This is a genomic window from Mesorhizobium sp. (assembly GCF_004962245.1).
Taxonomy (GTDB): Bacteria; Pseudomonadota; Alphaproteobacteria; order Rhizobiales; family Rhizobiaceae; genus Mesorhizobium.
Map to the genome: position 1 here is coordinate 20787 of NZ_SUHQ01000006.1, position 26544 is coordinate 47330.

A 26544-nucleotide genomic window follows, 5' to 3' on the forward strand; every position below is an offset into this window, starting at 1 on the left:
ATCAGACAGATTGTTGCCGATGATCCCGTTCAATATCAAACAGCTAGAAACGTTTCTTTGGGTGGCGACGCTCGGCAGCTTTCGAAAAGCCGCGGAACGGCTGAACACGACTCAGCCCGCAATCTCCAGCCGCATCGCTGGCCTGGAGGAGGCACTCGGCGTCAAGCTGTTCGAGCGCCATAGCAGCGCCGTCCGGTTGACCGCGAAAGGGCACCAGTTGCTGCCGGCGGCAAAACGCGTTCTTCGCATGGCCGACAAGCTGCAGATGGCTGCGCATCCGGATGCCGGGACAGGCGGCGTGCTACGGCTCGGCGTGTCGGAGACAATCGTCCAGACTTGGCTCCCCGATTTCCTGCGAGAGTTTCAGGTCGACTTTCCCTTGATCGAGACGGATCTTCTCGTCGACGCGACGACGAACTTGCGCAACGAACTCATCTCGCAACGAATCGATCTCGCCGTGTTGATGGGCCCAGTTCTGGAATTTCGTATCGAAAACGTCGGAATGCCACCGGTTCCGCTGGTCTGGGTCTGCGCCCCGCAGCTCAAATTGGCGAACACGAGCAAACTGACGCTTTGCCAACTGACGCAGTTCCCGATCATCAGCTATGGCCGAACCACACGGCCTTACAGTGAAATCTACCGCAAGCTCAGCAGCGAATTCGACGAGCCTCCGCGGGTGTTCCCGGCAAACTCGCTTGCTGCCTCCATCAAAATGACACTGGACGGGATCGGGATCGCTTCGCTTCCACGCGAACTGGTCGGCGACCATGTCGCCGAAGGCAAACTGGTGATCGTCGACTGCGACTGGCATCCCTCGGACCTGCTGTTCACCGCATCCTATCCCACCGAACCCACAAACCCGGTGGCTGAACATGCAGCCGGGCTCGCCTTGCGTACCGCAAAGGCTTACGCAGCCCGCAACGACAACGCCGTCGTAAAGTCGCCAGCCGACGGTTTCGCCAGATTGTTGCGGGACTACGCCGGCAGATAGATCCGGTCTCCCTCGAAGATCGCCTCGGGGCGACGAATATGGTCCATGTTCAACGCGACCGTCTTCGCCACATCTGCTGACCTGCTCCTGGCGATCAGCCCGATGCTCTGGCCAGGCCGGGCATCGACCCAACGATAGCCTTGCGCCTCGAGCGCGGGATTCGTTCTGCCGTGTGCATTGCGCGAACCTTGCGGATGTGGCTCGACATACTCGGCCGCGACCCATCCGTCATGGAGCTTTTCGTCGACGCCGTACCCCTCAATCGGAAGCCAGGCACCGTCGTTTGCATTCGACGGTCCACCCGTCTGCTGAGCGAGCGTTCCGGGTTCGAGGACGGTTATCACGTCCGCCTGTTGTCCGGGCCCTGCCCTGACGTTCAAGCCGTCGTCTGCGAGCACGACGAGTTGCGGATACGGCTTGGCGGGTTTCTCAGGTTCCGGTTCCGGCTTCCCTGGAACTTCGTCGACTGGCGGCGCGACTGTGTCGGCCGGATCGATGTCTTCATCGGGATCGCTCGCCGGCGCAGCGTTGTTCCATGGCTCGGAGCGAAGCGCCGACCATGAAAACAGGAACATGCCGATGCCGAATGTGACGCCGAGCGTGACACGATCCGCCATCGCCCAACGGGCATCGGATTTTGCAGCGGCAGCGACTTGCTGATCGGTGATCGGCACCGGTTTGCGATTCCGGAAATCGGTTCTTAACGCCGAAACCCAGAATTCCGCACACCCGAAGGTAAACATGGCGCCGGCCGTGATATCGACCGGATCGCCGGTCTTGATCGACTGCCACATATAGACCGCCGACCCCGCAATGTAGGCTGGCCCGGCGACGTGCTCGGCAGCGTTGCGGAGCACCGGACGCTGCGTGGCGACCTGCAGGGAGGTCTTCGTGCCATAGATGAGGTTGCCCACCGAATACGTGCCGTTCACGCCGAGATTGGTGCCTTCCATCGAAGGCAGCAACGCGCCCGGCGCTGCCGCGGAGAAAGTCAGTCCTCCAATCGTGTTGAGCGTGCGCCCGAAACGCGTGTTCATTCCGGTCGCATTCGGGAAGAACGATTGCAGTGTGAACACCGTACCGCGCACGGAGAAAGCGACGCCGCCGATGGTCAAGGCCCAACCACGCGGCAGTGTGGTCCACATTGCGGTTGACACGCCCGCCATAACGCCAAACGTAAGCAGCACCTGCTTGAGCTCCTGCTTGCGCGCGGTCTTTATCAATTGCTTGAGTTCGGCCGCCTGCTCGGCTGTCAGCTGTTTTTTGTGCGTGGCCCGGAACGTGGTCAGTTGAAGGAGCGACAGGGCACCCAACTGTTCGCTGGTCATTCCCAGCAACTGATCGGGCGCAAATTTGCGTAACTGGCCTGGGCTCATCGACCGAAGCTGGTCGGGCGTCAGCGCCGCGATCTGCCTGGATGTCAGCCGTCCAACCTGCTGAACCGTCAGCGCACCGAGCTGGCTGCCGGTCAGCGCCGCGATCTGCTGCGGTGTCAGGCTGGCGATTGTCTCCGGCGACAATGCCGCGATTGTCTCCGGCGACAATGCCGCGATTGTCTCCGGCTTGAAAGCGGCGAGTTGGTCAGTACTGACCTTGCCCAGCCGACCAGGCTTGATAGCGCCAAGTTGCTCCTTCGTAAGCGAATTGAACTGGTCCGCGGTGAGTATGGACAACTGTTCCGTGCTCAAGCTGCCGATCAGCTCCGGCTTGAACAAGGCGAATTGTTCCCCGGACAATGCCGCCAGTTGTTTGGTTGTGAGCGCCGCGAACTGTTCTGGTGAAAACGCCTCCAGATGTTCTTTCTTCAACGAGCCGATCTGTTCAGGCTTGAGCCCCGCGATCTGTGCCGGTCTCAGGGCCTTGAACTGTTCGGCAGTGAACGCGTTAAACTGTTCGGACGACAGCCCGGCGAGTTGCGCCGGGGTCAGCTTCTTGGTCTGGGCGACCGTCAAAGCGGCGAGCTGTTCGGGTGAAAGCGCTGCAACCTGCTTGAGGCTGAACTGCGTAATGCGCCCCGCCGGAATGGCATTCAGCAATTCCGGTTTGATCGCCTGCAGCTGTACGGGGGTCAATGCCCGCAATTGCTTCGGCTTCATCGCCGCCAGTTGCTGTGCCGAAAGCCAGCCGATCTGTTCGGGCGTGAACCCGCCGACCTGCTCAACACTGAGCCGGCCGAAGAGCGCTGGCGCCATTCCTTGCAGTTGAGCCTCCGCCAGCGTCGCCATGTCTTCGCCGGACATCTGCTTCAGAGCCTTGGCGTCTGGCGCCGGCTTTGGGCTTGCTGCGGGGTCGGGCCCATGTTGGCTCGCGGATTTCGGCAAACTGCCTGGCACGTGCTCATCCGAAGCGCCCCGTATCCACGGCAAAACAAAGGCCTCGCCGGTATCGGGATCGCGCACCAGCTTGTGCGACTTGTGCGTCAGGTTCGGTTCATCGCCGCGCGCAGGCGGTCCCCCTGCCGGCGGTACGTAGACGCTATCTGCATTGCGCGGTACCGACCCAAGCCGGGTCGCCGTTATCCACTCGCCGTTCTCGTCCCTGATGCGGATCGGTCCGCTGCCACGGCGGCCCACCTGCAGGGAAAGGAAGGTCACCACGGCATCAGCCGCATCCGAGCGCAGGAATTTGCCGTCGGCAATGACATCGCCGAAATCCTTTCGGAATTGCGCGATCGCCCTCGCCTGGTCAGGTCGCGCCTGCTTTTCCAGGTCGCCCAGGAATTTGTCGAGTGAAGCCTTGCCGCCCTTCGGCACAACCGTCGCCGCCCCCGCAGGCGTTTCGCCAAGGGCATGCGCAAGCCAGGCGGGAACGGTGATCTCCACCGGCTTGCCGTCCACTCCGTCGAATGTCAGGACGGCATTCTTGCCCTTCGCGATCGAGGAAGGCGCCTTTGGAGCGCTGGACTTGAACTGCACCCTCACCTCGGCGCTGTAGGCAAAGGGGCCGGATGGCAAGGGAGGCGTGGAAAGCGAGGCCGTATAGCGCGTGGCCGGCGTGCCGTAGGAACCGTAGAGGCCCTGGTAGATGTTGCCGTCCGTCGGCATGGATCTGGATTGGGGCGGCCGGTTGGGCTGCATCCCCTCCGGAAGCCAGGACTGAACCTTGCCCTTTACCTTGTAGCTGGCCGACGTGGTCATCTTGTCGGGATTGAAGCCGAGCACGCCCGGCAGCCTGTTGTTGTCGTTGAAGATCACGTCGATCAGCATCGCATCGGGATTGCCCATGCGAACCGTCTCGCCCGTCAAAAGATTGATATCCTTTGAGGGTGTCTTGCCGGGCACTGCCGAAAGGCGAAACCCGCTTGTAATCGGATTCTCGACAAACGAAACAGTTTTCGCGGGATCGATCTCACCAGCCGCGACAAGGGCGCGTATTGCGTCGACATCGCCCATTTTCAACGCGGCGACGAGGTCGGCCGCCTTGGCCGGATCCTTGACCGTGAACCGCACATGCAAAGTGGTCGAACCCAAAGCGGCTTCGATCTGGTCGAACGCCTGCTTTGACACGACATCGCCGGCCTTAAGCGTGTCTTTCACCGGCGATTCCGGGCGCTTCTCAAAACCCGCCCTTGGCAGCTGATCGACCGTATCGATATGATTGGCAAGCACCGGCAGGCGCAGGCCCGCCTTGAATTCAGTCATAACCCGGTCGAAGGGCAGCGTGCCTTGCAGGCGCACATGACCGCCGTTGCTTTCAGCGGGGACGCCGAAGAAATCATGCTCGCCGGGAGCAAGCGACACCTCTTCACCTTTCAGCGAAGGGGTATAGCCCAGCTCGATCACGGTGGCGGCGCCATCCTCGTCGGGCGTCTTTCCGGCCACGCGGACATCGCGCACTCGCGCGTCGTAACCAGCCTTGTCGGTGAACAGCGCTTCCTGGGCTACCTTTGCCAGATCCTTGGCGCGGACCGGGAATGCCGTCTGATTGGAGACCGGCCAGACGCCGGCCTGCAGGCCGGTGATGTTGAGGTATTCCCTCGCCCGGAACGACACAACCCCCTGCGTGCTGAGCGCGTCTTTCAGAGGCGCCATGCTTTTCTGGCTAAAACTGTCGAGGATCGACCATCCGATGACACCAAAATCAGTTTTTGTGCCGATGCCGAACCCGACCGCAGAGATGGTCGGCGAACCGATGCCGGCAAACTGGCCGGTATTCAGCCGTACCCGGAAGGTGACGCCGACCCGGAAGTCGGGCAATCCGTCCTTCAGCGATTTCGCCGGCAGTTGCAAACCGTCCGGACCATAGCGCTCGGCCATTTCACGGGCGGAATAATACCCGGATTCGCGCTGATATCTGGCCAACAACTGTTCGGGCGTCAGGCCGTCGAGATAGGCCGAACGTGTCCTGGGGTCCTTGCCGCTCGTGTAGGTATACTCTCCTGGATTGCGCTCCGGCGTGCCGGAGAACGTTTTTGTCGCCGGATCCCAGACCAGGCGAAGGCCGCTATTGCCGCCCAAGGCGGTTGGCACAACAATGGGTTGTTGGCCGCCTTGCCGTCCGACAGGCACGTTGGGACCAGCCGCATTGACCACGATCGGCGCTGCCGGCGGATTTGCTCCCTTTGGACCGCCGGCCAAGGGCGGCGATGGTGGTTGGTTCGGCGCATGCGGGATTGCCGCATTCGGCGGCACCGCCGCATTGGGGCTGGCGGGGGTTTGGCCGCCGGAACCCGGCCGCAGGTGGCGTAGGCCTCGGATGCCGAGGCCGGTGCCGGCGATGCCGGTTCCAAGACCGGTGATCGCGTTGGCCAGTTCGAGGCCCGTCATCTGGTCACCGTTGGCGGCCAGGTCGTACCCCGATGCGACCAGCAACGGCGCACCGACGATCATGGCGCCGACATCCATGCCCCAGGCCGCCTTGTTGAGGGCGGCGGTGGATTGCATGTAGGTCTGGGTCTGCTGCGCGAGGGTGGAATTGGCCTTCGTCGCGCCGATGCTGCCGCGGAAGGCTTGCGTCCACGTCATCGAGGTCGTTCTTGCCATACCGAATGTACGGAAAGCGCTGGACGCTGTCGGCAGGACGGTCGTGACCACGCTCGCCACGTTCATCACGGACTCGGTGTCGTCCCATTCACCGCCATGGTTCAAATGGTTGACTTGCCGTATCACCGCCCGCGTTCCCAGGTAGGCGGCGCCGCCGTAGGCCAGGGGTGCCGCCACCGGCGCAAGCGGTGTGAACGAAGCAAGTGTCGCCAGTCCGGTGCCGATGCCGATCACCGGGTCCACGACCCGGTCCATGACCGACACATTGCGCGCCTTGACGACCTCGAGCGCCACGTTGCCGTCATCGCCCGCCTTCATCTCCAGGCCTTTCGGCGCGACCAGCTTGCCGTGCTCGCTGAACTGTATGTTGTTGTCCTGGAAATCCCCGAGATTGTCGAACGCCCTGCCGGTGCGGTCGACATAGCGAACGCCGTCGCCATTCTTGACGGCGAACAGGGTCACCTCTTCCGTCGGCGCGCCATCGCTCACGTAGTAGAGGCGAACCTTGCGGACCTGTGCGTTGTCGCCGCCGATCTCGCGGATCTCATCGGTGACATCGGCCAGGATGTCGCGGTCCTGTTCCGTCGAAGTGTCGAGATGGAGCGCGGTCGTGACGTCCCGGTCGAGCGCATCGGCGTCCAGCGGGCGGAACTGGTTGTCGAAGCCGTTCTCCAGCAGGCTCTGGAACTGGGGCTGAAAGAGGCCGTCCAGCGTTTCCTGCTGGTGCCTGTCGAGATAGGCCTTGTCCGAATAGTTGTTGCGATCGTAGAGCAGGCCCGGCTCGCGGGTGCGCAGATCGTGCCAGCTGACGAATCCGTCGACCTGCCGACGCAGATCCTCAGTATTGTCGAACTGGTTTCGGGTGTCGACGAGCTTGATCCTGGCGACCGCCAGCCTGGGATCGACCCAACGGCCCTGGCTGGAATCGCCCGGATCGAGATCGATCCAGACCGCCTTGCCGGCTTGCGTCAGCGCATCGATGCCGTTCTTCTCGACCTCGGCTGCAACATCCGGCGCCACCTTGATCGTTTGTCCGCCAATGGTGATCTCGACCGGCTCGACGCCTTCGGGCAAAGTCCCTTTCGGAGGGGCCACGCTACCTGGCCCGAAATCGGTGAGTGCCTTGTCGTAGTCGGCTTGAAGCGTTTTGAGCTGCGCCGTCAGATCCTCCAGACCGTTGCCGAGTTGATCGGAAAAAACCGTATTGAGGTCTTTGCCGGCCTGGGCTTCGGCCATCCTCGCGCCCTGAAGCCCATCCGAGCCGCAGCCAAGAAGTTCCTGCCATTGCCGGTTGAGAGCCCTGTCGCGGTATTCCTCAGTCGTGTTCTTGTCGCTGAGGTTGACGGTGAGTTTCTGTTCGGTGGTGCCTTCCTCGAAATGATTGATAACCGAAATCTGGCCGTCTTCGTGGTATTTTATCTCCTGCCGTACGAACTTGCCGAGATAGTCACCACCATAGGTGCTGTGTTTCTTGTCCGGCTCGAACAGATGCTGGTTTTTCTTGTTGTATTCAACGAGAAGCTGGTTCTCGAGGCTTGTTGCCTGCGCGTTTATATCGGCGGCATTCGCATGCGCGCTATAGAACGTCTGATAGGCTTCGGCGAGTTCAACCTGGCTGTCAGCCGCCTCCTGCATAGCTTTGAGTTTCTTGAATTCTTCGGAATCCGGCGAAACCCCGAGAAACTCTGCCTGGCCGACCATATAGTCGACCGTGAATTTATCACCCTTGCTCATATGCAGACCGATATCGGCGAAGAGTGATTTCACGCTGGCATGGTCGGCAAGCCCTTGGGCATATTCGGCATGGCGATCGACACGCGGACCGTCGGCTGGATAGGCGGCAGGTGCGTTGGGATCGCTCAGAGGCTTCAGCTGCGCATTCTTGGCGATCGCGTCGGCGAGACCGCTTTCGGCGCTCTCATATTCGATCCGCGCATTCGTCGCATTCTCCAGAAGTGTGTTCGCCTTGGTGAGCCGGGCATTGGCCTCGGCCAGAGTGCCTTTCGGCTTTTCCGGGACCCAGATCAGATCGTGCGGAGCGAGTGCCTTGTTGATGACGGTCCGGGCTCCCCCAACCGCGTCCTTATAGGCCGGGTCGAGCAGATAGACGTCGGTCTGCGCCTGCTTTTGAGTGGCCCGCGCTTGCGCCTCGGTGACCCGCGACAACGCCGTGTTTTCAGCGATGATCGCCTTGCCGACCTCCGGGTCAACCCAGCGATAGACACCGTCGACCTTTATCGGAATCCACTTGCCGCCCGATGGCGCGTTGCCCTGCGGCGGATTGCCGAACGGGTCGATGACCTTGTTGTTTTCATCGCGCGTCGGCGATGCGACCACGCCCAGCCCGTATTTGTCGATGAGCTGCTGCTTGTCGACACCCTTCTGCTTGGCGGCCGCCAAAAGGCCCGGCAACGCCTCGCCAGCGAACACACCCTCCACGAATGTCTTGACGACCTGGCCTTCCCTGGCGCGCGCCGGATCGCTGCTATTGGGGTTGACCGACATCAGCGTCTCGGCCAGCGCCGCGTTGCGACTGCCGGCCTTGAGCTTCAGGTCCGTACCCAGCTTGTCGTCATGCAGCGTCATGTTGCCGTCGGGGTGCGTCGTCAGCGTATAGCCATTAAACGTGACCTTGACGGTCTCGCGGGTGCCATTGTTGAGCTTTTCCGTCGTCGTGGTGGTTGTGCGGCCCTCCTTGTCGACGACGATCTTGACCTCGGTATTCGCCTTCGGATCGACGATAGTCGTCGTGCTCTCACCGGTCTTGATGTTCTTGACGCTATGGCGGGTACCGCCAAAGCCGTCCACGGAGTGACTGGTTTCCTTGCCGTCGACAACAGTCACGACGGTCTGCACGTCATGCTGATAGTCGTTCCGATATGTGACCTTGTCGCCGGTGTGCGGATCGACGGTCTCGACGGTCTGGATGTCTCCGTTGTCGCTTTTCGGGTCGGTCGACTTGACCTGCAGGCCGCTCGCCTCCAACTCGGCAACCACCTGCTCCCGGGTCAGCCCTTGTTCCGTGGCAATCTGTTCGAGGCTCTTGCCCGCGGCAAGCCCATCCTTGATTGCCTTCGTGCTGTCTCCGCCGGGGTCTTGCTTGGCGGCCAGCGTCGTTTTGCGACCATCGGGAGAGGTCACCACGGTCACCGGCAATGCAGGGCCGGCCCCCGGCGCCGTCGTTTCGACCGTCGCGCCATTCGGCCGGGAAGTCCGTGTCGTGACGGTGCCGCTGCCGAGATCGTCCTCGTATCGCGTGGTGATGGCGCCGGTGTCGGGGTTGTAGCTGTTTGTTTGCTTGCGGCCGAGTCCGTCGCGAAGCGGCGTGGTCGTCTCCGTGCCGCCCGGGCCGGTCACCTGCGCATGATAGTTGCCATGCTGAAGATCGTAGTACTCGGTGACGGTTTTGCCGCTGCCGTCGGTTATCCGCGTGGTCCGCACATCGCCATTGTCGCTGGTCGGGTCGGTTGTCGATACCGTCATGCCGCCAGCTTTCAGCGCGGCGAGCACGTCATCACGCGTCATCCCCCGGTCGGCAGCGATGTTGTCGATGCTTTTGCCATCCGTGATGTCCTTGACGATGCCGTTGGCCGTGGTTTGCGGGTTCTGACCGGTGGCGCCGTCCAACGTCACCAGCTGCGTGCCGTTGGTGGCGTTAAAGGTGACCGGCGTCGTGAAAAGCGCCGGCGTCGTCGTACCATTGCCGAACAGACTGCCCGTGGTGCCGTTGACACGGGGCCCAGCGGGCGCGGCGGTCGTCGTGATCGGCGGGGTCTGCAGAGAACTCAGCTCGGAATTGACTTGCGAAAGCCTTTGACGGGCCTGCGCCGCCCAGTCTCGCTCACCCATCTTGTTGGCAAGCCTGATCTGCTCCTGCAGCTTGGCCGCCTCATTTTGAAGCCTCGATGTCCGATCGGCATTCGTTTTCGACGCGACTTTCTGGGGCGGATTTGGTGGATTTGAAGGCTTCAGGGTAATCGGGCGGACCATCGAACAATCTCCGGAAACACGTCAAATCCTGTTCCAGCAGTCAGACTGCCGTCACGCCCCCGCGCCCGACAAATCCGTCGGACGGCTATCGAGGCGGCATCCAAAAAACATCAAGCGCCTCAAGTTCGCGCTCGACGTCCTTGGCTTTCTGATCGGTACTTGCGCCGAACTTGGCCGCAATCAGCGCGGCAAGTATTTCCGCCGCAGCCAGGGCCGGTGCCATGCTTCTGAAAAAGGATTGCGAACCGCTGGTCACCAGCACGCTTTCTTTGGCCATACGGGCGAGCGGCGAAACGCTGCTATCGGTAATGGCGACGACCGCCACGCCCTGCTTGGTGGCTTGCCGCGCCGTCTCGATGGTCATCCGGCAATAGGGCGCCACGCTCACGGCAAGCACCGCGTCGGCCGGACCGGCTCCGCGCAGGAGATCGATGCCAAGCCCTCCGGCCGCATCGAGCAGCACCGCCCGCTTGCCGAGTTGCGACATCGTGTAAGAGAAATGGTGCGCAACAGAATGCTCCGAACGGAAGCCCAGACTGAAAAGGCTGCGGCAGCCGGCAAGAACCTCGGCCGCGGCGATCAGCTGCATGGCGGTGCCGTATTCGCCAAGGCTTGCGATTTGTGCTGCGAGCGTATCGGCAACAACGCCGGCTGTGGCATGGCCGCCATCGCCCTCCCCTCTGCGATCCAGGCCAGTTGATCCGCCAGCGGAAAAGCCCGGCGCGCGCATTGCCTTCGCATAAAGACTGCGCATGTCTTCGTAGCGGTCGAGGCCAAGCCACCGCGCCAGTCTCATCATCGTCGTGTGCGAAACGCCGGCCTGATGCGCCTGTTCGCGCATCGACATCAGCGCCACATCCTGCGGATGATCCAGCACAAACCGGGCAGCTATCTGCAGCTGCGGCGGCATTGCCTCAAATCGTTCCACCAATTGTTCCGTCAAAGGACCTTTTTCCATAACCCTCACCCGTTCACCCCTCGCCGATTTTACTCTTGGAACGCAATAAACGCAACATATGGAACTTCGAATCCAATTCCATTCCAAATGGACTTCCATTTCGGATCGCGCTGACATAGATTGTAGCCGTGAAGCACCTTGAGTGCCTCCGGCATCTTTTGGGTCTTCGAAGTTCAACCAGATGAAGGACGAGCGAGATGGGAGACGTACCCGGTATCAACAACAACACTCAGCTGACACCGGAGCAGTTGCTCGAGAAGCAAAAGGCTCACGATATCAGAATGCTTGGCCTGAAGTTCGAATCGGCAATGCAGGAATCCAAGCAGGCAGCGATGAACCGCATGGCGGAAGGAATTGCCCGAGCGAGTTCGTAATAGCGTTATTCATGTGCGCCGCCTGAACCTGGGCGGCGCACATGCTTTGTCCGGCATTGAGAAACGTTCGCACACCAGCCCCGTGTCAAATGGGTGGATGGAAGGGCAATCGGCATGACCGCAAAATCGACTCTCGGACGGTGGAACGCCGCATTGCCGCAGCTTTTTGCCGAACGCACCGACAGGCAGCCGGCAATGCAACCAGCCATCCTGGAGATCGTCGGCGGACTGCATAGCGGCGCCAAGGTGGAATTGGATAAACTCCTTTACACGATCGGCTCGAGCGTCGGGTCCGGCATAGTTCTGAGGGATTCGGGAATCGCTGCCGAACATGCCCGCCTTCGCCGGAAGGCCGGCCTTGTCGAGGTCGAAGCTGTCGGAGGAGATGTCGTACTGGCAAACGGCGATGTCGTGCCCATCGGACATGGGCGTCGCTGCAAATTGCCCTTTGAAGCATCGTTTGGGGAAGCGCGGCTGAAGCTCACCGGCCCCACCCAAGCCGAAGTTCCGTCACGGTTATCGAGGCGGTCCTGGCTGGTCGTCGCGGGTTTGCTCGCGGTTGCATCCACCGCCGTCGTGGCGGCCAACAGTCTGTCCGTGGCCGGCCCCGAAATAGCCCGTTCGGATGCGGGTTTGACGAAAGTGGCGTTCGCCGACGGCATCCAGCAATATGCGCTCACCGACGCCTCGCATGCCGATAGCGGGCCGACGCCGCCGGCAACCGCCGACGCTGCCGGCAGGCAACTCGAGTTCCAGTTGGAACAGGCAGGCATCGATGGGCTCGCCATCGAACAGTCCGCCGGCCGCCTGACGGTTTCAGGCACCATTCCCGCGCCGCAGCTCCAGGCCTGGACCGACGTCCAGTCGTGGTTCGATCGGACCTATGGAGAGCATCTGCTGCTCGCCTCGGACGTCACCACCGGCAATGCCGACACGCGTGCCCCGCGTCTGACCATGCAGGCGATCTGGTATGGCGAGCGGCCCTATATCATCACGTCAGAAGGCGCGCGCTACCATGAAGGCGCCTTTACCGATGACGGCTGGATCATCGAAAGCATCGGCGAAAAACAACTTCTGCTGACAAAAGGTGGCGCCAGGGTCGCGCTGAAATACCAGTGAGCCGTCGCCTGGAAGGGCCCCGGCTCGATTCGGCCAGACTGGATACATCTGGGCGCGGTGCGCAGCATGCCGAAGGCCTTCGCAGCCAACCCATCAATCGGCGGCGGCTGAATGGCATCGGCAAAACCACCAGCCGGACCAATCAAGCGGGTGCAGCCAAACAGTCCGATAGACCAGAGGCAACTGATTCTCAGGCGTCTCAGGATGCCGCGGGCACATCCCTGGAAGATGCCCTCATCGATTTTGTCATGCCGCGTATTTCCGACCCGGTGATCCTGCGACGGTCGGTCTCGATCCTCCAACATTGCATTACCCACCTGGTGCCCAATCTCGATGGAGGCGAACAGCTCAAGGATTTGGCGCGAACCCTGATGCGGGACGAGATCGGCCGCCATCGGGATCTGCTTGGCCAGTTGCAGGGAGGAAACGAGACCTGACCGACCCGCACGACACGGTCCAGCTCTTGCACGTCCTGGGCTATCTCTACGGGTGTCATGGGCAGGTGAAACGGGGGGCAGCCTATCTTCTCATCGCCGCCCAGCTCTCGCCCGGAAACCCCGGAGTGCTGCGCACGCTCGCTCACCTGCTGATACTCGACGGCGAGGCAGACAAGGCGCTCGCCACGATCGCTAGATTGGAGACTTTGGAAGGCATGGAACATCCCACGCTTGCTCTGCTGAAGAGCCGCGCGCTGCTGGCAGCGGGCCGCACGGCGGAGGCACGCGCCATGTTCCGGACATATCTTTCGCGGCGGGAGGGCAACTAGCCGTGTTGGATCGGATGACGCAATTGCTGGCCAAACTGTCGCGGCGCGGCGATCTCGTCATCGCCATCCTGATACTCGTCGCGATCGTGATGATGATCATACCGCTGCCGACCTTCGTGGTCGACACGCTGATCACGGCCAACATCGCGCTCAGCGTGCTGATCCTGTTGGTCTCATTCTATGTCGTGCAGCCACTGGAATTTTCCTCGCTGCCCTCCGTCATTTTGATTGCAACCCTGTTCCGGCTGGCGATCACCATCACCACGACGCGACTGATCCTGCTTCAGGCCGATGCGGGCGACATCATCACAGCCTTCGGAACCTTCGTCGTCGGCGGCAGCATAGCGGTCGGCCTGGTGATATTCCTCATCATCACCGTGGCCCAGTTCATCGTCGTGGCAAAAGGCGCCGAGCGTGTCGCCGAGGTTGCGGCGCGGTTCATGCTCGACTCCATGCCCGGTAAGCAGATGAGCATCGACGCGGAACTGCGCAACGGCGACATCGACCAGGCCGAAGCCCGCCGGCTGCGCCAGAAGCTCGAGCGCGAGAGTCAGCTGTTCGGCGCCATGGACGGTGCCATGAAATTCGTCAAGGGCGACGTCATCGCCGGCATCGTCATCATCCTGGTCAATCTTATCGGCGGTTTTGCGGTTGGCACGCTCCAGCATGGCATGTCGCTCGGCGATGCTGCATCCACCTATTCTCTGCTGACCGTTGGCGATGGCCTGGTTGCCCAGATCCCGGCACTGCTCGTGGCAGTGGCGGCCGGCACGATGGTCACGCGCGTCGCCGGAGCCGACAACCAGGGCGACCTTGGTCGCCAGATCACCGGCCAGTTGCTGCGCGACTCGCGCGCGCTCGCACTCGCCGCCGTGATCATGCTCGGGCTCGCCCTGGTGCCCGGCTTTCCGTCGATCGCCTTCCTGGCGCTCGCCGCCGCTTTCGGTGGTGGTGCATATCTCATCCGCCGGCAAAGCCCGAAACCCGATGCCCTGGAAGCAGGCCTACCGGCCGCGGCCCCGCAAGAGCACATGCTTTCCGATGCCAGTTCCGGCGGCGACATCGAGACGTTGCAATCGTCATTCCGGATCATTGCGCGCTTTGGCCACGGTCTCGGCAACGCGATCACCGAATCCGACTTCAGCGCGCATGCAAATCGCGTTCGTCGCGATCTCTTTCGGGATCTCGGTGTCGATGTGCCGGCAATTGGCTTCCACATCGACGAAACCCTGACGCCGCAGCGCCTCCGCATCGACCTGGAAGGCGCCCCCGTCCTGGAAGCCGAGATTCCTGCCGGCCGCGTACTGGTCGAGGAGGACGAAGCGCATCTTGACCTTATCGGCGTCGCCTACGAGGCAGGCCCGCCGGTGGCCGACCGTCCCAACACGATCTGGGTCGACGAGGCGAAGACAGCGATCTTGAAGGAAGGCGGTCTCAGCTTCCTGCCGCCCGCTGAAACGTCTGCCAAATGGGCGTCTTACGCACTTCGACTCTATGCCGGTCATTTCGTCGGCATACAGGAAACTCGCCGGCTGCTTTCCGACATGGAACAGGACTACGCGGACCTGGTGAAGGAAGCGCAAGACGCGGTACCGTTGCAGAAGATCGCCGAAGTCTTGCGGCGACTGGTCGCAGAAAATGTGCCGATCCGTAACTTGAGGCTCATCCTGGAAGCCCTCATCGAATGGGGCCGGCGCGAGCAGGATGTCGTGCTGCTGACTGAACATGTGCGCTCAGCGCTAAAGCGGCAGATCAGTTTTCGATCAGCCGACCGCAACAACATTATCGCAGCTTATGTGCTGCAGCGGTCGGCCGAGGACGTCGTGAGGGCGGCGGTGCAGTCATCGCCCACCGGCACTTTCCTCGATTTCTCCGGCGACGATACGCAAGCGCTGGTAACGCAGATCGAGCGTGCACTCGCGCAGACGTCGGCCGGGGTTCTGCCGGCGGTACTGACCGCCGCGGACGTGCGCCGCCACATGCGCAGCCTGCTCGTGCATCACGGCCTGGAGCTTCCGGTGCTTTCCTATCAGGAGCTGTCGTCCGAATTCAACGTACAGCCACTCGCCACCATAACCGGCGGGTCGCTTCAGAACGGCCGGCAAACCTCACACTCACTCCCAACAGGGAGCGCAGAGAGCGGGGCGATTCCATGACCGAGCCAGAGGGCGATGCATGCTCAAGAGAGGGACAGAATGAGAATCCACGATATGGCTGCGGGTATTCGGCCGCCTTTTGGGCCGATTGAATGCCGCTCGCTGGCTATCGCGGCGTTTTGGTATTTCGTAGCGCTTTTTTGCATAGTAACGGGGGTGTCGGCGCAGGAGGTGACGCCGTTGCCGAGCCAACCGATGATCGACCTGCCTGTCGGCCAGGGGCGCATCCTGCGTTTTAACGAACCAGTGGAATCGGTTTTGATCGCCGACACCACCATTGCGGATCTACAGGTGGTTTCGCCGGATGTGATCTACGTATTCGGCCTGAAGCCCGGGCTTACCAACCTGATCGCAATCACCGCCGATCAGCGCATCGAAGCGACCGCGCAATTCCGCGTTTCCGCTGAGTCGGCACCGGCGAACCAGGCGAGACAGGCATTACAGCCAACCTCCTCTACGGAACTCATGATCTTCGGCAATCGTATTGTGGCGACCGGACAGACGCGCAGCGTCGAGGAGGCCGTCGATGTTGACAACGTTGCCCGCACCTATTCTCCGCCGGAGGCGCCGCCGATCAACGACACCACGATCCAGGGGTCCCAGCAGGTCAACATCCGCGTCCGGTTCGCGGAAGTCTCGCGCAGCGAGTTGCAGTCCTACGGCGTCGACTGGTCGGTCGGTTACAAGTCCAGCGGCTTCGAGTTCAGCATGTTCCAAGACAACGCCGTGCCGTCAGCCGACGGCGGAAATTTCGGCGCAGGCATAGAACAGGCAACCGGCTTCAATTTTGATGTGCTGGTCGAAGCGCTGCAGCGCAATGGCATCGTCAAGATACTAGCCGAGCCAAACCTGACTGCTGTCACAGGCCAGACCGCGAGCTTCCTCGCCGGCGGTGAAATCCCCGTTCCGGTGCCTCAAAGTGAGGACACCGTAACCGTCGAATACAAATCCTTCGGTGTCTCGCTGACCTTCACGCCGACGCTCATCGGCCGCAACCGCATCGGCCTTCATGTTCGTCCCGAGGTCAGTTCGATCTCGACCAATGCTGCCGCCGTCAGCGCCAACGGCTTCAACCTGCCGAGTTTCGTGGTGCGCAAGGCCGACACCTTCGTGGAAGTCGCCAGTGGCCAGACATTCGCGATTGCCGGGTTGTTTCAGCAGAATTTCACACGCAACCTGGAAAAATTTCCCGTGCTGGGAGACGTTCCGGTGTTGGGCGCCCTGTTCCAGTCCCAGCGTTTTCAGCGAGAAGAGACCGAATTGGTTATCCTGATCACGCCTTTTCTGGTGGAGCCGGTCAGCGATCACAGTCTGGCGACGCCGATCGATCGACCGGCCAAACGCAGACGCACCAAGGACCCGTCCGCGATGGGCCTGATCGTGAAGTAGCGGGAGACCGACCATGACCAACTTTTCTGTTTTCCGCACAGCAATGCTCGTCTTTCCGTTTGCCGCGCTCATGGGCTGCGTCAACGGCAAACCACCGCCTAAGGACTATTCATCCGGCTACAGCTATGTCTCGACCAATGCGGGCTCGCAAAAGGGCGCGGATGTCGCAGTGCTCGCACCCGATGCCTGCCTCGACGATCCGGCTGATGTCTCCCCCTCTCCCGCAGCGACGGACTTGACGATCGTATCGGATGTCGGGCCGCATCTGCCGGCAGGTTGCGCCAATGCCTATAATCTTCAGCGCATGGCCGAAAGCCAGCGTGATCTGGCCGAAGGGCGGCGCATGGGCGCGGCGGCCGGGGCTCCCACTGCCAGGGCGGCCCGGCGGTACATTTATGGAGAAGACATCCCCATCGGTGGCGCCAATGACGGTGGGGCGGCTGTACAAGCGCCGCTTCAGGAGGGCAATTGACCCATGGGCCGGCGCTGCGCGGGCGCGCCGGTGGTAGTGCCGAGATACGAGCGTGGCGGCGCCTGCGCAGAGCTAGGCCGATATCGAACCGAGTGCCTTTGCCCTCGCCTTGATGGTAGCCTTGCCTCGGATCGATTTGGCGTTGGCGAGCAATGTGTTGACTTCTTTCGTCGTCAGACCGGTAGGGGGAGCTGCTCTCACCTGCTCGGCCTGCCCGAGCAGGCCGTAGACGACCACAACGTTGCGTTTGTGGTGCAGTTGCGCGCCCGGCGCCGAAGCCACACGCTGAACGAGGGGCAGCGCCGTCGCGGAATTGCCCTCCAAGGCAGCGGCAAGCGCCATATTGGTCTGGATATCGAGGTCGCCAGGCTCCAGCGTGAGGGCATGCGCCAGGGTGGCCTGCGCCTCCTCAACCTGTCCGGCGAAAATCTGGGCGACGCCAAGCCGGTTGTAGGCACGGCTGGTGTTGACGATCGGCGCGGCTTGCGCAAGGGCGCGGATGCCTGCCTCGACATCCCCCGAATCGATCATTGCCGAACCGAGCCCAAGCAATGCCGGTCCGTCATCGGGTGCCTTGGCGAGAGCCCCGCGGTATGCCTTCTGGGCTTCGGCCGGATAGCCGGCGCGCATATAGGCTTCGCCCGCCTTGACGAAGGCGACAGGCTTCGCATCAGGCATGGCCGTCGCGCGTTGATAAAGCGCGATCGCCGTGCCGCTTTCGCCGCGCGCTTCAATGTCGGCAGCCAGCTTGAGCAACCGATCGGATTGGGTCGATGCGCTCTGGGCTTCGGCATCCTTTTCAGTCTTGGCTGTCTGACAGGAGGACAACGCCACCGTCGTAACGACAGCCATGAACACGATACGCAGTCGCATATCCACCTCTCCGTTCAAGCCCGCGACGACCTTACACACGGCAACATCTCACACAAGAACCTGATGCGCTCTAAGGTCGTGATATGAGCGAAGAAGCTGAGGAAAAAGGCTTACCCGCCTCGGACAAGAAACTGCGCGAAGCGCGGCGGAAAGGTCAGGTTCCGCAAAGCCGCGACCTCATTTCGGGCTTCACGCTCTTTGCCGCCCTCGCATACCTGTTCTTCGTCTGGCCGACGATGTGGGAATACCTGGACCAGCTTGTGCAGATCGTGGCCGGGTCGGCAAACGGTTCGTTCAAGGAAACCAGCGTGAGGGCGGGCCGCTATGCGATCGTGGCGCTGTTCGTCGTCATGGGGCCACTGGTCGGCATCATTGTCGTACTCACGCTGGTGTTCGGCGTGATCGCCACCTACGGGCCGGTTTTTTCCTTCGAACCGCTCAAGCCACAGTTCGACAACATCAGCCCGGCAAAGGGCCTCAAGAAAATCGCGTCATTGCGCAACGTCATTGAGTTCATCAAGAGCCTGGCAAAGGTTGTCATGCTGGCCAGCCTGTTCGTGATCATCCTCGTGGCCTGGCTGCAGCCGCTTTTCGACACTCCAGCATGCGGTGACTCCTGTATTGAACTCATGATCATGGCGGTGCTCACCCCGCTCGGAATTGCTGGCGCCCTTGCATTTGTCGCCATCGGCATCATCGACATGCCTATCCAGCGGTGGCTTTTCCTGCGCGACATGCGCATGACCAAGACCGAATACAAGCGCGAGTACAAGGACCTTGAGGGGGATCCGCTGATCAGGCAGGAATTCCAGCGCCAGCGGCGCGAGACAGTGTCAAATCCGGTGAAGCTCGGCTTGAAGAATGCAATCCTGGTCATCGTCGAACGCGACCGGCTGGTGGCGCTGCGCTACGTCAAGGGAGAAACGCAGGTACCGGTGGTCGTTGCCAAGGGGCAGGGTCGCATCGCCGATGAGATGGTCGTCGAATCCAAGCGCCTTGCAATACCGATCGTCGAGGATCCCTCGCTCGCAGGCTCTCTGTTCGAGACTACGCGCACCGGCGGCTATATCGATGAGCAACACTTCTCACCCGTGACCGGCCACCTGGTTCGGCTCGGGTTGACATGATGCAAACCGATCACCCGGCAGTTCAAGCTTTTCAACAGCATCCTTCGCTAGGTGATCTGGCGCTCTATTTCCACCTCGGCCTCCAGGCTTTCGATATCGCGGAAAATCGAAGCGGCAGCCACTGTGCGCCCTTCGCGCTTGAAGCGGAGTAGGCAATCCTTGGCGGCAATGTCTCCATCGACCGCGATCTCGTCCCATTGCGCGGCATAGCCGACGTAGTTGATGGGAACATCGTAATGCTGGCTCCAGAAGAACGGCACCGCGACGAATTTCTCGCGATGGCCGAGCATGTTGAGGGCCGCGGTTCGCCCCTGCCTCTCCGCAACCACCCAATGCTCGACCCGAATGTTCTCGCCACTGTGAGGATCGGGCCACCGCGCAATGTCGCCGGCCGCGAAGATCCCTGGTGCGCTCGTCTCCAAAAAGGCGTTCACGACGACACCGCGGTCAAGGATGAGCCCCGCCGTTTCGGCAAGCCCCGTCCGCGGTCGCACGCCGATGCCAGCGACGACGAAATCCGCCGCCAACGTATCGCCGCTGCTGAGTTTCACCTTCTTGCCGTCGATGCTGCGCGCGGTGTCCTCAAGATGGAAAACGACACCATTCTCCTCGTGGAGGGCGCGGATGAAATCGCCCATTTGCGGTCCCAGGATCCGCTCCATGGGTCGTTTTTCCGGCGCCACGACATCAACTTCGATATCGCGCGAGCGCAGGGCCGCGGCAACTTCCAGACCAATGAAACTGGCGCCAAGCACGATGGCGCGGCGTGCGGTCGTGGCTCGCTCGATGATCGCCTTGCAATCTGCGAACGAGCGCAGCGTGTGAACGTGTGGTTGGTCGGCGCCGGGTATGGTCAGGCGAACCGGTTCGGCTCCAGTCGCAAGGAGTAGCCTGTCGTAAGGAATCCGGGGCCCGTCCGCGAGTACAACTTCGCCAGAACGTGCGTCGATGCTGGCGACGTTAGCATTGAGGCGCAGGTCGATATCGTTCTTTGAGTAGAAGCTTTCTCCGCGCAGCGGAATCCAATCCTCCGGTGCTTTGCCGGCGAGGTAGTCCTTGGAAAGATTGGGCCGATCAACGGGCGGCGCTTTGTCGTTGCTGAGCATGACGATGCTGCCTTGATAGTGTTCGCGCCGCAGTGTTTCGGCCGCCGCGAAACCGGCCGCGCCGCCACCGACAATGACGATTTTCTCCGGGACCTGGCCTGAGCTTCCATTGCGCCGCTTCGGTGCCGTCCGTTTGCGCTTTTCTCCCACGAATATCCGATCATCGCGTTGTTCCACCGACCAGCAAGCGAGTGAATTAAAAGCAGGGGCGCGCAAGGCCTCGCCTGTACGCAAATCGAAGCACGCGTGATGCCAGGGACACCGCACGGTGTCTTCCACCACAAGACCGTCGGCGAGCGGCCCGCCATAATGTGTGCACGTCGCCCCGATGGCGAAGACCTCGGCCCCGCGGCGCACCAGCAGCACCTGTTCATCGCCGCAATGGCCGACCAGTTTTCCGCCCTCGGGAAGATCGGCGAACGCGATGCCCTGGGCCAGATCCGGCCCGTCTAATTTGGAATGACCTTCAGCCATTTTCCTCTCCCTTGGCGCGATCCTGTGTCAAAATTACCTGTACGGCCGAGACGCGGGAAATCTTCAGCTTACCAGCCTCGGAATACCTTCTGCTAGCACGACTTCAGGTTCTCGACACCGCTTGTGCCCAAACGCCCGGCTGCGTCATTCGTTGCCAGTTGGGCAGTACGCGCCGTCGATTTTGGGTTCCCTGCGATCAGGAACAACATTCGGCGCTGGCAATTGGAAGGGCGATTCTCATCGGCGCTTTGGCGAGAACCAGCTGGCGTTCATCACTCGTTGCCGCGGCTGCAACGGCCGTTTCTCGAGCGCGTCGCCGGACTGAAGGATGACGCCATCGCATCAACCTTTTCGCTGCACATGCGTTGTTCATTCGCAAACCAAGGAGACAGCTATGCAAATGAAATCCGAGATCGCCGGCGAAGCTGCGAAGCAGCGCCATATACAGCGTCGCATCGATGCCAAGGACAAATCGAAATCCAGCGGCAAGCAGCAAGGCGCCATGCAGGCTGGAGCACGCAAATATCCCGAGCCGCCCTTTCCCAAACAGCACCAGCCGAAGCCGGGGCACGAATGGGCGATTGAGCCGGCGCCTCTTTACGATGCGCCGTTCTATATCGGGTCGAGGAAGCTCGACGGCAAAGTGGCGCTGATTACCGGGGGCGATTCAGGCATAGGCCGAGCGGTGGCCGTGCTCTACGCGCGCGAAGGCGCGGACGTGGCGATCGTCTATCTGGCTGAGGACAAGGATGCCAAAAAGACAAAGGCGGCAGTGGAAGCCGAAGGCCGGCGCTGCATGCTGATCAAGGCCGACGTCAGCGAGCGCGACCACTGCCACAATGCGGTGGCCGAGGTGGTGAAGGAATTCGGCCGGATCGACGTGCTGGTCAACAACGCCGCTTTCCAGATCCATTCCAGCGAATTTGGCGATCTGACCGAAGAGCATTTCGACACCACGCTGAAGACCAACCTCTACGGCTATTTCCACATGGCGCAGGAGGCCGTGCCGCATATGAAGCCCGGTTCGGCGATCATCAACAGCGGCTCTGTAACTGGTATCGAGGGTTCAAAGCAACTTGTCGATTATTCGATGACCAAGGGCGGCATTCATGCCTTTACGCGCGCGCTTTCGGGTAACCTGATCAGCAAGGGCATAAGGGTGAACGCCGTGGCGCCGGGTCCGGTGTGGACGCCGCTCAACCCGTCGGACAAGGAAGCCAGTGACGTTTCGAAATTTGGCGCAGACACGCCGATGAAGCGACCGGCGCAACCGGAGGAGATCGCGCCCGCCTATGTGTTCCTCGCGTCGCCGCACTGCTCGAGTTACATCACCGGCGAGATATTGCCGATTATCGGAGGCTATTGACGGCGGAAATACCCGCTCGCCCGGACGACTGGCTCGAAATCAAGGACCTCGTCTGGGGCAACGCAAGGATCGATACGATGAGCATGTTTTACCGCGCGGCAAAAATCGCCGAACAGGCTCATGCCGGGCAGACGGATAAGACCGGACGGCCCTACATCGAACATTGCCGCCGGGTCGTTGATGCCGTCGAAACGCTCGACCAGAAGGCCGTTGCCTACCTTCACGACGTTCCTGAGAAGGGAGACGGTTGGGACCGCGATCGACTCGAGGCGGCCGGTTTCGGAACATCAATCGTGTCGGCCGTCGAGGCCATGACACGCAGGCCAGACGAGGACGAGCTCGCTTTCGTGCGCAGAGCAGCAGCCAATCCATTGGCGCTGCCGGTCAAGCGCGCGGATCTCGCTGACAATCTGTGGCAGGCACGGCAGGTCGGCACATCGACATCGAAATATGAAGACGGCCTGCGGATCCTCGACGAAGAATTCGCCGGCTGACGGAAAGATTGCCGGCTGCGGCGTGACCGGATGTGGAAATTTCAAGCGCCGCTCTACTCGGGGATGTGAGGCGTATGTCGCTTATCCTCGGCAGGATCGGCATCGATCCGCGCCTTGTCGGGATCGAAGGCGCCATGGCGGGCGATGGCCAATGCAGGGGTGTCGGGCGTCTCGTAGGCCCACATGAAGTCGTTCGCCGATCCGCCGACCGCATGAACCCGCCAATAGCTCGCCGTGCCCTTCAACGGGGCGCGCTTTGTGGTGTTCGTCTTCTCGAGAAGGTCGAAATAGATATCCTCGAAAGGGATATAGAAAACAGGATCATGTCCTTCTTCGTGAAGTACTTTTGCCCGATCGGTTGAGGCAATGATCGCGTCGGAGAACCTGACCGTCACGGTTCCATTGAACGGGGTGATCGTAAGCGCGCTGCGGCGGTGGGCGGAATTTGCGGCTAAGGGCTGCATTCGACTTCTCCGTTGACTGCGCTGTCTTTCTGAAACGTCATATCGCCCATCGAGGTTCCAGTTTGGCTAGTCATTGGCGTTCGACAAATGCATCGATGATTACCCGAGTTCCGTCAAACCGAGATCTTGGCAGCGATGGCTGCCTCTGTGCGTCTGCCGCGACGGAAAATGTTGCTGCCGCGGCAGCTGTAGCGGTGGGCGCTTTGGTTGGGTGGTTCGACTTCGCGTCAAAGACATTCCGCAAGATTCCCGCGACCCAGGCTTCCCAACCCTCCCCAGCCGCAGGTTGAAACATCTGCTGCGGGCTATCCAATCCAGATTCAAGGGAACATTACCGCCGAAGAGTTCGTTCCCCAGGTCATCGACACCAAAACGGCGGTGGGCTTCGAACGTGAAGGGAGATTGCCATGAAAGTCGGTAACTGCATGACGAGGAATGTCGAGATCGCGAACCCCGAACAGTCCATTGGCGAGGTAGCGCAGATGATGGGCAGGCTCGACGCCGGGGTGATGCCAGTGGGTGACAACGATCGGCTGGTCGGGATGATCACCGATCGTGATATCGCGATCCGCGGCGTAGCATCGGGTAAGGGACCTGACACCAAGGTGCGTGATGTCATGAGCCCGGAGGTCAAATACTGCTTCGAAGACGAAGACGTCGAGCATGTGCTTGAGAACATGGGCGACCTGCGGGTGCGTCGGCTACCGGTTCTGAACCGCGACAAGAGGCTTGTCGGCATCATCTCCCTTGGTGATCTCGCGACGAATGGCGAAGCGGCAGAAGCGGGAGAGGCCTTAAGCGGCATCTCGATGCCGGGAGGCGAACATTCGCAAACCGCTCACTGACTGACGTGACGCGTTAACGCCGGGTCAACATGATTGTCCTGCGGAGCGTCGGCCGACGCTGACGCTCCGCAGGACAAGCTCGTCAACCATGTCCAAACGTTATCTCGCGGCCGGGGTGGCCCTCAGTTGCAGACGCTAGGCATGAGCGCAGATGTTTTCGGACGATTGCAAGCGTCCCGCCAAGGCCTATGATGGAGTGGCCTTTCGGAGTGGATGGATTTGGGTTGGTCGCTGAATCTCGGGACGATCGCAGGCACGACCGTGCGCGTTCACTTTACCTTCCTGCTTCTGCTCGTCTGGATTTGGCTGACGCATTATCAGATTGGCGGCGCGCCAGCAGCCTGGGAAGGCGTTGCCTTCATCATTGCCGTCTTTGCCTGCGTGGTCCTGCATGAGTTCGGCCACATCGCCGCCGCACGGTACTTCGGCATCAGCACGCCCGACATCACGCTTTTGCCGATCGGCGGCGTGGCCAGGCTCGAACGCATGCCGGAAGAGCCGGGGCAGGAGTTCGTGATCGCGGTCGCGGGGCCGCTGGTCAATGTCGCGATCGCTGCGCTGATCTTCGCCTTGCTCGGCGGGTCGGTGGGTGTCGAACAGATGGCCGGGATCGAGGATCCGCGTACGAATTTTCTCGCCAGGCTTGCCGGGGTCAATGTCTTCCTGGTGCTTTTCAACATGATCCCGGCCTTCCCGATGGATGGCGGCCGTATCCTGCGCGCCGCCCTCGCCGCCCGCCTTTCCTGGTCGCGCGCGACCCAGATCGCTGCCACGATCGGGCAGGGATTGGCCTTCGTCTTCGGTTTCCTTGGGCTGTTCTACAACCCGCTGCTGATCTTCATCGGCATCTTCGTCTATCTCGCCGCGGCGGCGGAAGCGCAGAACGCACAGATCCGGGAGGTTGCCACTAGCGTCCTGGTCGGGGACGTGATGATCACCGAGTTCGCCCGGCTGGAACGGTCGGCGACGCTCGACGAGGCAATCGAGATGCTGCTCGCCACCACGCAGCACGAATTCCCTGTCATCGACTCCGCTGGCCATCTCCAGGGGTTGGTGACACGCGACGACATGATCCGGACATTGAAGGAAAAGGGACCCGCTGCACCGGTTACGAGCGCAATGCGCAACGATATCCCGAAGATACATTACCGCAAAAGCCTCGAGGAAAGCCTGCGGCTCATGCAGCAGTCAGACGTGCCTGCCGTTGCCGTCGTGGACAATTCCGAACGGCTGGTGGGGCTCATGACACACGAAACGATAGGCGAGATGCTCATGGTCCGCTCAGCCGTTTCAGATGCCTTCCGTTTTGGCCGTTTGCGTGGGGACAAGCCGCGACTCACACGGATCTGAGCACGAGGGCGATGCGCCCTGTCGTCGGCACAGAGCTGGAGATCGAAGACGTGCAGGCCGAAACGACGTTGTTCCGGCCTGCCTGCCTTTTGCGTCTTAAGAACCCGCGACGTGAGGCAGAAGTTCAAGCACGCCGCGATAGATCATCTCGCCGGCAACGTAGAGGATAATCACCAGGCCGACATAGGCAATCCAACGATACTTCTGAAGCAGGTTGGCAATGAAACTTGCGGCGATGCCCATCAGCGCGACGGAGAGGATAAGGCCGAAGATCAATACGTTCGGATGCTCGCGCGCGGCACCCGCTACCGCCAGAACATTGTCGAGCGACATGGAGACGTCGGCGATGACAATCTGCCAGGTTGCCTGCGCGAGAGTCTTGCGTGGAGCTTTGCCGGCTATGATGCCGTCGTGGTCGACGTCACTTTCCGACAGCGCTTCGATCGCCTGTGTTTCCTGTGCATGGTTTTGCCGGAGTTCGCGCCACATCTTCCAGCACACCCACAACAGCAGCACACCGCCTGCCAGCAGTAGGCCGACGACCTGCAGGAGCTGGGTTGTCGCAGCCGCAAAGCCGATGCGCAGAACGGCCGCTGCGACGATACCAACGAAGATCGCCTTTCTGCGCTGCTCCTTGGGGAGCCCGGCGGCGGCAAGGCCGATAACGATGGCGTTGTCGCCGGCCAGCACCAGGTCGATCATGATGACCTGCAAGAGAGCGGTCATTGCTTCGGGACTGAAAAATTCTGTCATACGGCACCCTTGCGTTCAGGGGTGACGCGGCTTGCGAGCATAACCGTAGAGCAACGCGGATACCGCGTATGACAAGAAGAATGCCGCTACAGCTGAGGAGATCTCAAAGCCAGGCCACCCAGATTGGAGTTCCAGTCCGACATCACAGTCCTGATGGACTGCCAGAGGGGCCCGGCCTGGTAGCACCTAGCTAATGGCAGGAAGCGAGAAACTCAAGCTGAATTGTGGTCCGGGGTGTGCGAAAGCCAGGCGTCACGCCCTGGCTGCGCGGTCCAGCTATCGGTTTCCTGGGGTGCCCTTTCGGCCAGCGGCAGTCCGAATGCGCTTGACAAGATGGCGATCGCCCGCTCAACTTGACGCATTCACCAGGGGAGTCCCGGCAAGGGGCTGAGATACTGCTGGCTTTCGCGGCGCAGTGACCCGTTGAACCTGATCCAGTTCATACTGGCGTAGGGACGGTGCAAGCGCTTTGCGGGAGTCGATGCCCGAAAACCT

The 26544-nt window shown here is 61.3% G+C and carries 19 protein-coding genes and 1 riboswitch; of the genes, 13 read left to right on the forward strand and 6 right to left on the reverse strand.

All coding sequences use genetic code 11. From position 1 onward, the window contains the following. The first annotated feature begins 19 nt into the window (after nt 1-19). Nucleotides 20-991: a LysR family transcriptional regulator gene (locus tag E5X88_RS08215; RefSeq protein ID WP_292160542.1), complete on the forward strand. Its 972-nt coding sequence runs from the start codon at nt 20-22 to the stop codon at nt 989-991. Here the strand turns inward: E5X88_RS08215 and E5X88_RS08220 are convergent. Beyond that, nucleotides 976-9963 (reverse strand): DUF4781 domain-containing protein, encoded by an 8988-nt coding sequence (locus tag E5X88_RS08220; protein WP_292160149.1) that lies wholly within the window; start codon nt 9961-9963, stop codon nt 976-978. The two genes, E5X88_RS08215 and E5X88_RS08220, sit on opposite strands and share 16 nt — an antisense overlap. 85 nt (nt 9964-10048) lie before the next feature. Beyond that, nucleotides 10049-11098 (reverse strand): MurR/RpiR family transcriptional regulator, encoded by a 1050-nt coding sequence (locus tag E5X88_RS08225; protein ID WP_292160151.1) that lies wholly within the window; start codon nt 11096-11098, stop codon nt 10049-10051. Nucleotides 11099-11118: 20 nt separating this feature from the next. Here E5X88_RS08225 and E5X88_RS08230 point away from each other — a divergent pair, with 20 nt between their 5' ends. The 7 genes from E5X88_RS08230 to E5X88_RS08260 all read left to right on the forward strand — a co-directional run bounded on the left by E5X88_RS08230 (nt 11119) and on the right by E5X88_RS08260 (nt 17197). Then, nucleotides 11119-11295: a hypothetical protein gene (locus E5X88_RS08230; protein ID WP_164897755.1), complete on the forward strand. Its 177-nt coding sequence runs from the start codon at nt 11119-11121 to the stop codon at nt 11293-11295. 114 nt (nt 11296-11409) lie between these two features. Then, entirely contained in the window at nt 11410-12414 is a 1005-nt protein-coding gene (locus E5X88_RS08235) for an EscD/YscD/HrpQ family type III secretion system periplasmic domain-containing protein (RefSeq protein WP_292160155.1), read from the forward strand. Then, nucleotides 12411-12851, forward strand: coding sequence for a hypothetical protein (locus E5X88_RS08240; RefSeq protein WP_292160156.1), 441 nt, complete (start codon nt 12411-12413; stop codon nt 12849-12851). The genes E5X88_RS08235 and E5X88_RS08240 overlap by 4 nt, the downstream gene beginning before the upstream one ends. Before the next feature lie 65 nt (nt 12852-12916). After that, complete coding sequence (locus E5X88_RS08245) at nt 12917-13180, forward strand: hypothetical protein (protein ID WP_292160158.1); 264 nt, start codon at nt 12917-12919, stop codon at nt 13178-13180. 2 nt (nt 13181-13182) lie between these two features. Further along, entirely contained in the window at nt 13183-15336 is a 2154-nt protein-coding gene (gene sctV / locus E5X88_RS08250; protein WP_292160160.1) for a type III secretion system export apparatus subunit SctV, read from the forward strand. 39 nt (nt 15337-15375) lie between these two features. After that, nucleotides 15376-16725, forward strand: coding sequence for a type II and III secretion system protein family protein (locus tag E5X88_RS08255; RefSeq protein ID WP_292160162.1), 1350 nt, complete (start codon nt 15376-15378; stop codon nt 16723-16725). Nucleotides 16726-16738: 13 nt separating this feature from the next. After that, entirely contained in the window at nt 16739-17197 is a 459-nt protein-coding gene (locus E5X88_RS08260; protein ID WP_292160164.1) for a hypothetical protein, read from the forward strand. Nucleotides 17198-17269: 72 nt separating this feature from the next. Here E5X88_RS08260 and E5X88_RS08265 read toward each other — a convergent pair whose 3' ends face one another. After that, nucleotides 17270-18070, reverse strand: coding sequence for a tetratricopeptide repeat protein (locus E5X88_RS08265; RefSeq protein ID WP_292160166.1), 801 nt, complete (start codon nt 18068-18070; stop codon nt 17270-17272). An 83-nt stretch (nt 18071-18153) separates the two neighbouring features. On the opposite strand from E5X88_RS08265, the gene E5X88_RS08270 reads away from it, so the two are divergent. Continuing rightward, nucleotides 18154-19197, forward strand: a complete 1044-nt coding sequence (locus E5X88_RS08270) for an EscU/YscU/HrcU family type III secretion system export apparatus switch protein (RefSeq protein WP_292160168.1) — start codon at nt 18154-18156, stop codon at nt 19195-19197. 47 nt (nt 19198-19244) lie between these two features. Here E5X88_RS08270 and E5X88_RS08275 read toward each other — a convergent pair whose 3' ends face one another. Next, nucleotides 19245-20777 (reverse strand): FAD-dependent oxidoreductase, encoded by a 1533-nt coding sequence (locus E5X88_RS08275; RefSeq protein ID WP_292160169.1) that lies wholly within the window; start codon nt 20775-20777, stop codon nt 19245-19247. A gap of 394 nt (nt 20778-21171) precedes the next feature. Between E5X88_RS08275 and E5X88_RS08280 the strand changes: the two genes are divergently transcribed. Then, nucleotides 21172-22143 carry an SDR family oxidoreductase gene (locus E5X88_RS08280; protein ID WP_292160172.1) on the forward strand — a complete coding sequence of 324 codons (972 nt, stop codon included), beginning with the start codon at nt 21172-21174 and terminating at the stop codon, nt 22141-22143. 77 nt (nt 22144-22220) lie between these two features. After that, nucleotides 22221-22637: an HD domain-containing protein gene (locus E5X88_RS08285; RefSeq protein WP_292160174.1), complete on the forward strand. Its 417-nt coding sequence runs from the start codon at nt 22221-22223 to the stop codon at nt 22635-22637. Between the two features lie 53 nt (nt 22638-22690). Here the strand turns inward: E5X88_RS08285 and E5X88_RS08290 are convergent, their stop codons facing one another. Next, nucleotides 22691-23101, reverse strand: a complete 411-nt coding sequence (locus tag E5X88_RS08290) for a DUF427 domain-containing protein (protein ID WP_292160175.1) — start codon at nt 23099-23101, stop codon at nt 22691-22693. Nucleotides 23102-23508: 407 nt separating this feature from the next. Here E5X88_RS08290 and E5X88_RS08295 point away from each other — a divergent pair, with 407 nt between their 5' ends. Beyond that, nucleotides 23509-23946: a CBS domain-containing protein gene (locus tag E5X88_RS08295; RefSeq protein WP_292160177.1), complete on the forward strand. Its 438-nt coding sequence runs from the start codon at nt 23509-23511 to the stop codon at nt 23944-23946. Nucleotides 23947-24165: 219 nt separating this feature from the next. Next, nucleotides 24166-25296: a site-2 protease family protein gene (locus E5X88_RS08300; protein WP_292160544.1), complete on the forward strand. Its 1131-nt coding sequence runs from the start codon at nt 24166-24168 to the stop codon at nt 25294-25296. 96 nt (nt 25297-25392) lie between these two features. Here E5X88_RS08300 and E5X88_RS08305 read toward each other — a convergent pair whose 3' ends face one another. After that, a complete protein-coding gene (locus tag E5X88_RS08305; RefSeq protein ID WP_292160179.1) occupies nt 25393-26049 on the reverse strand; it encodes a TerC family protein in 657 nt (218 codons plus the stop codon). A 357-nt stretch (nt 26050-26406) separates the two neighbouring features. Continuing rightward, nucleotides 26407-26523: riboswitch (TPP riboswitch) on the forward strand. The last annotated feature ends 21 nt before the right edge of the window (nt 26524-26544 follow it).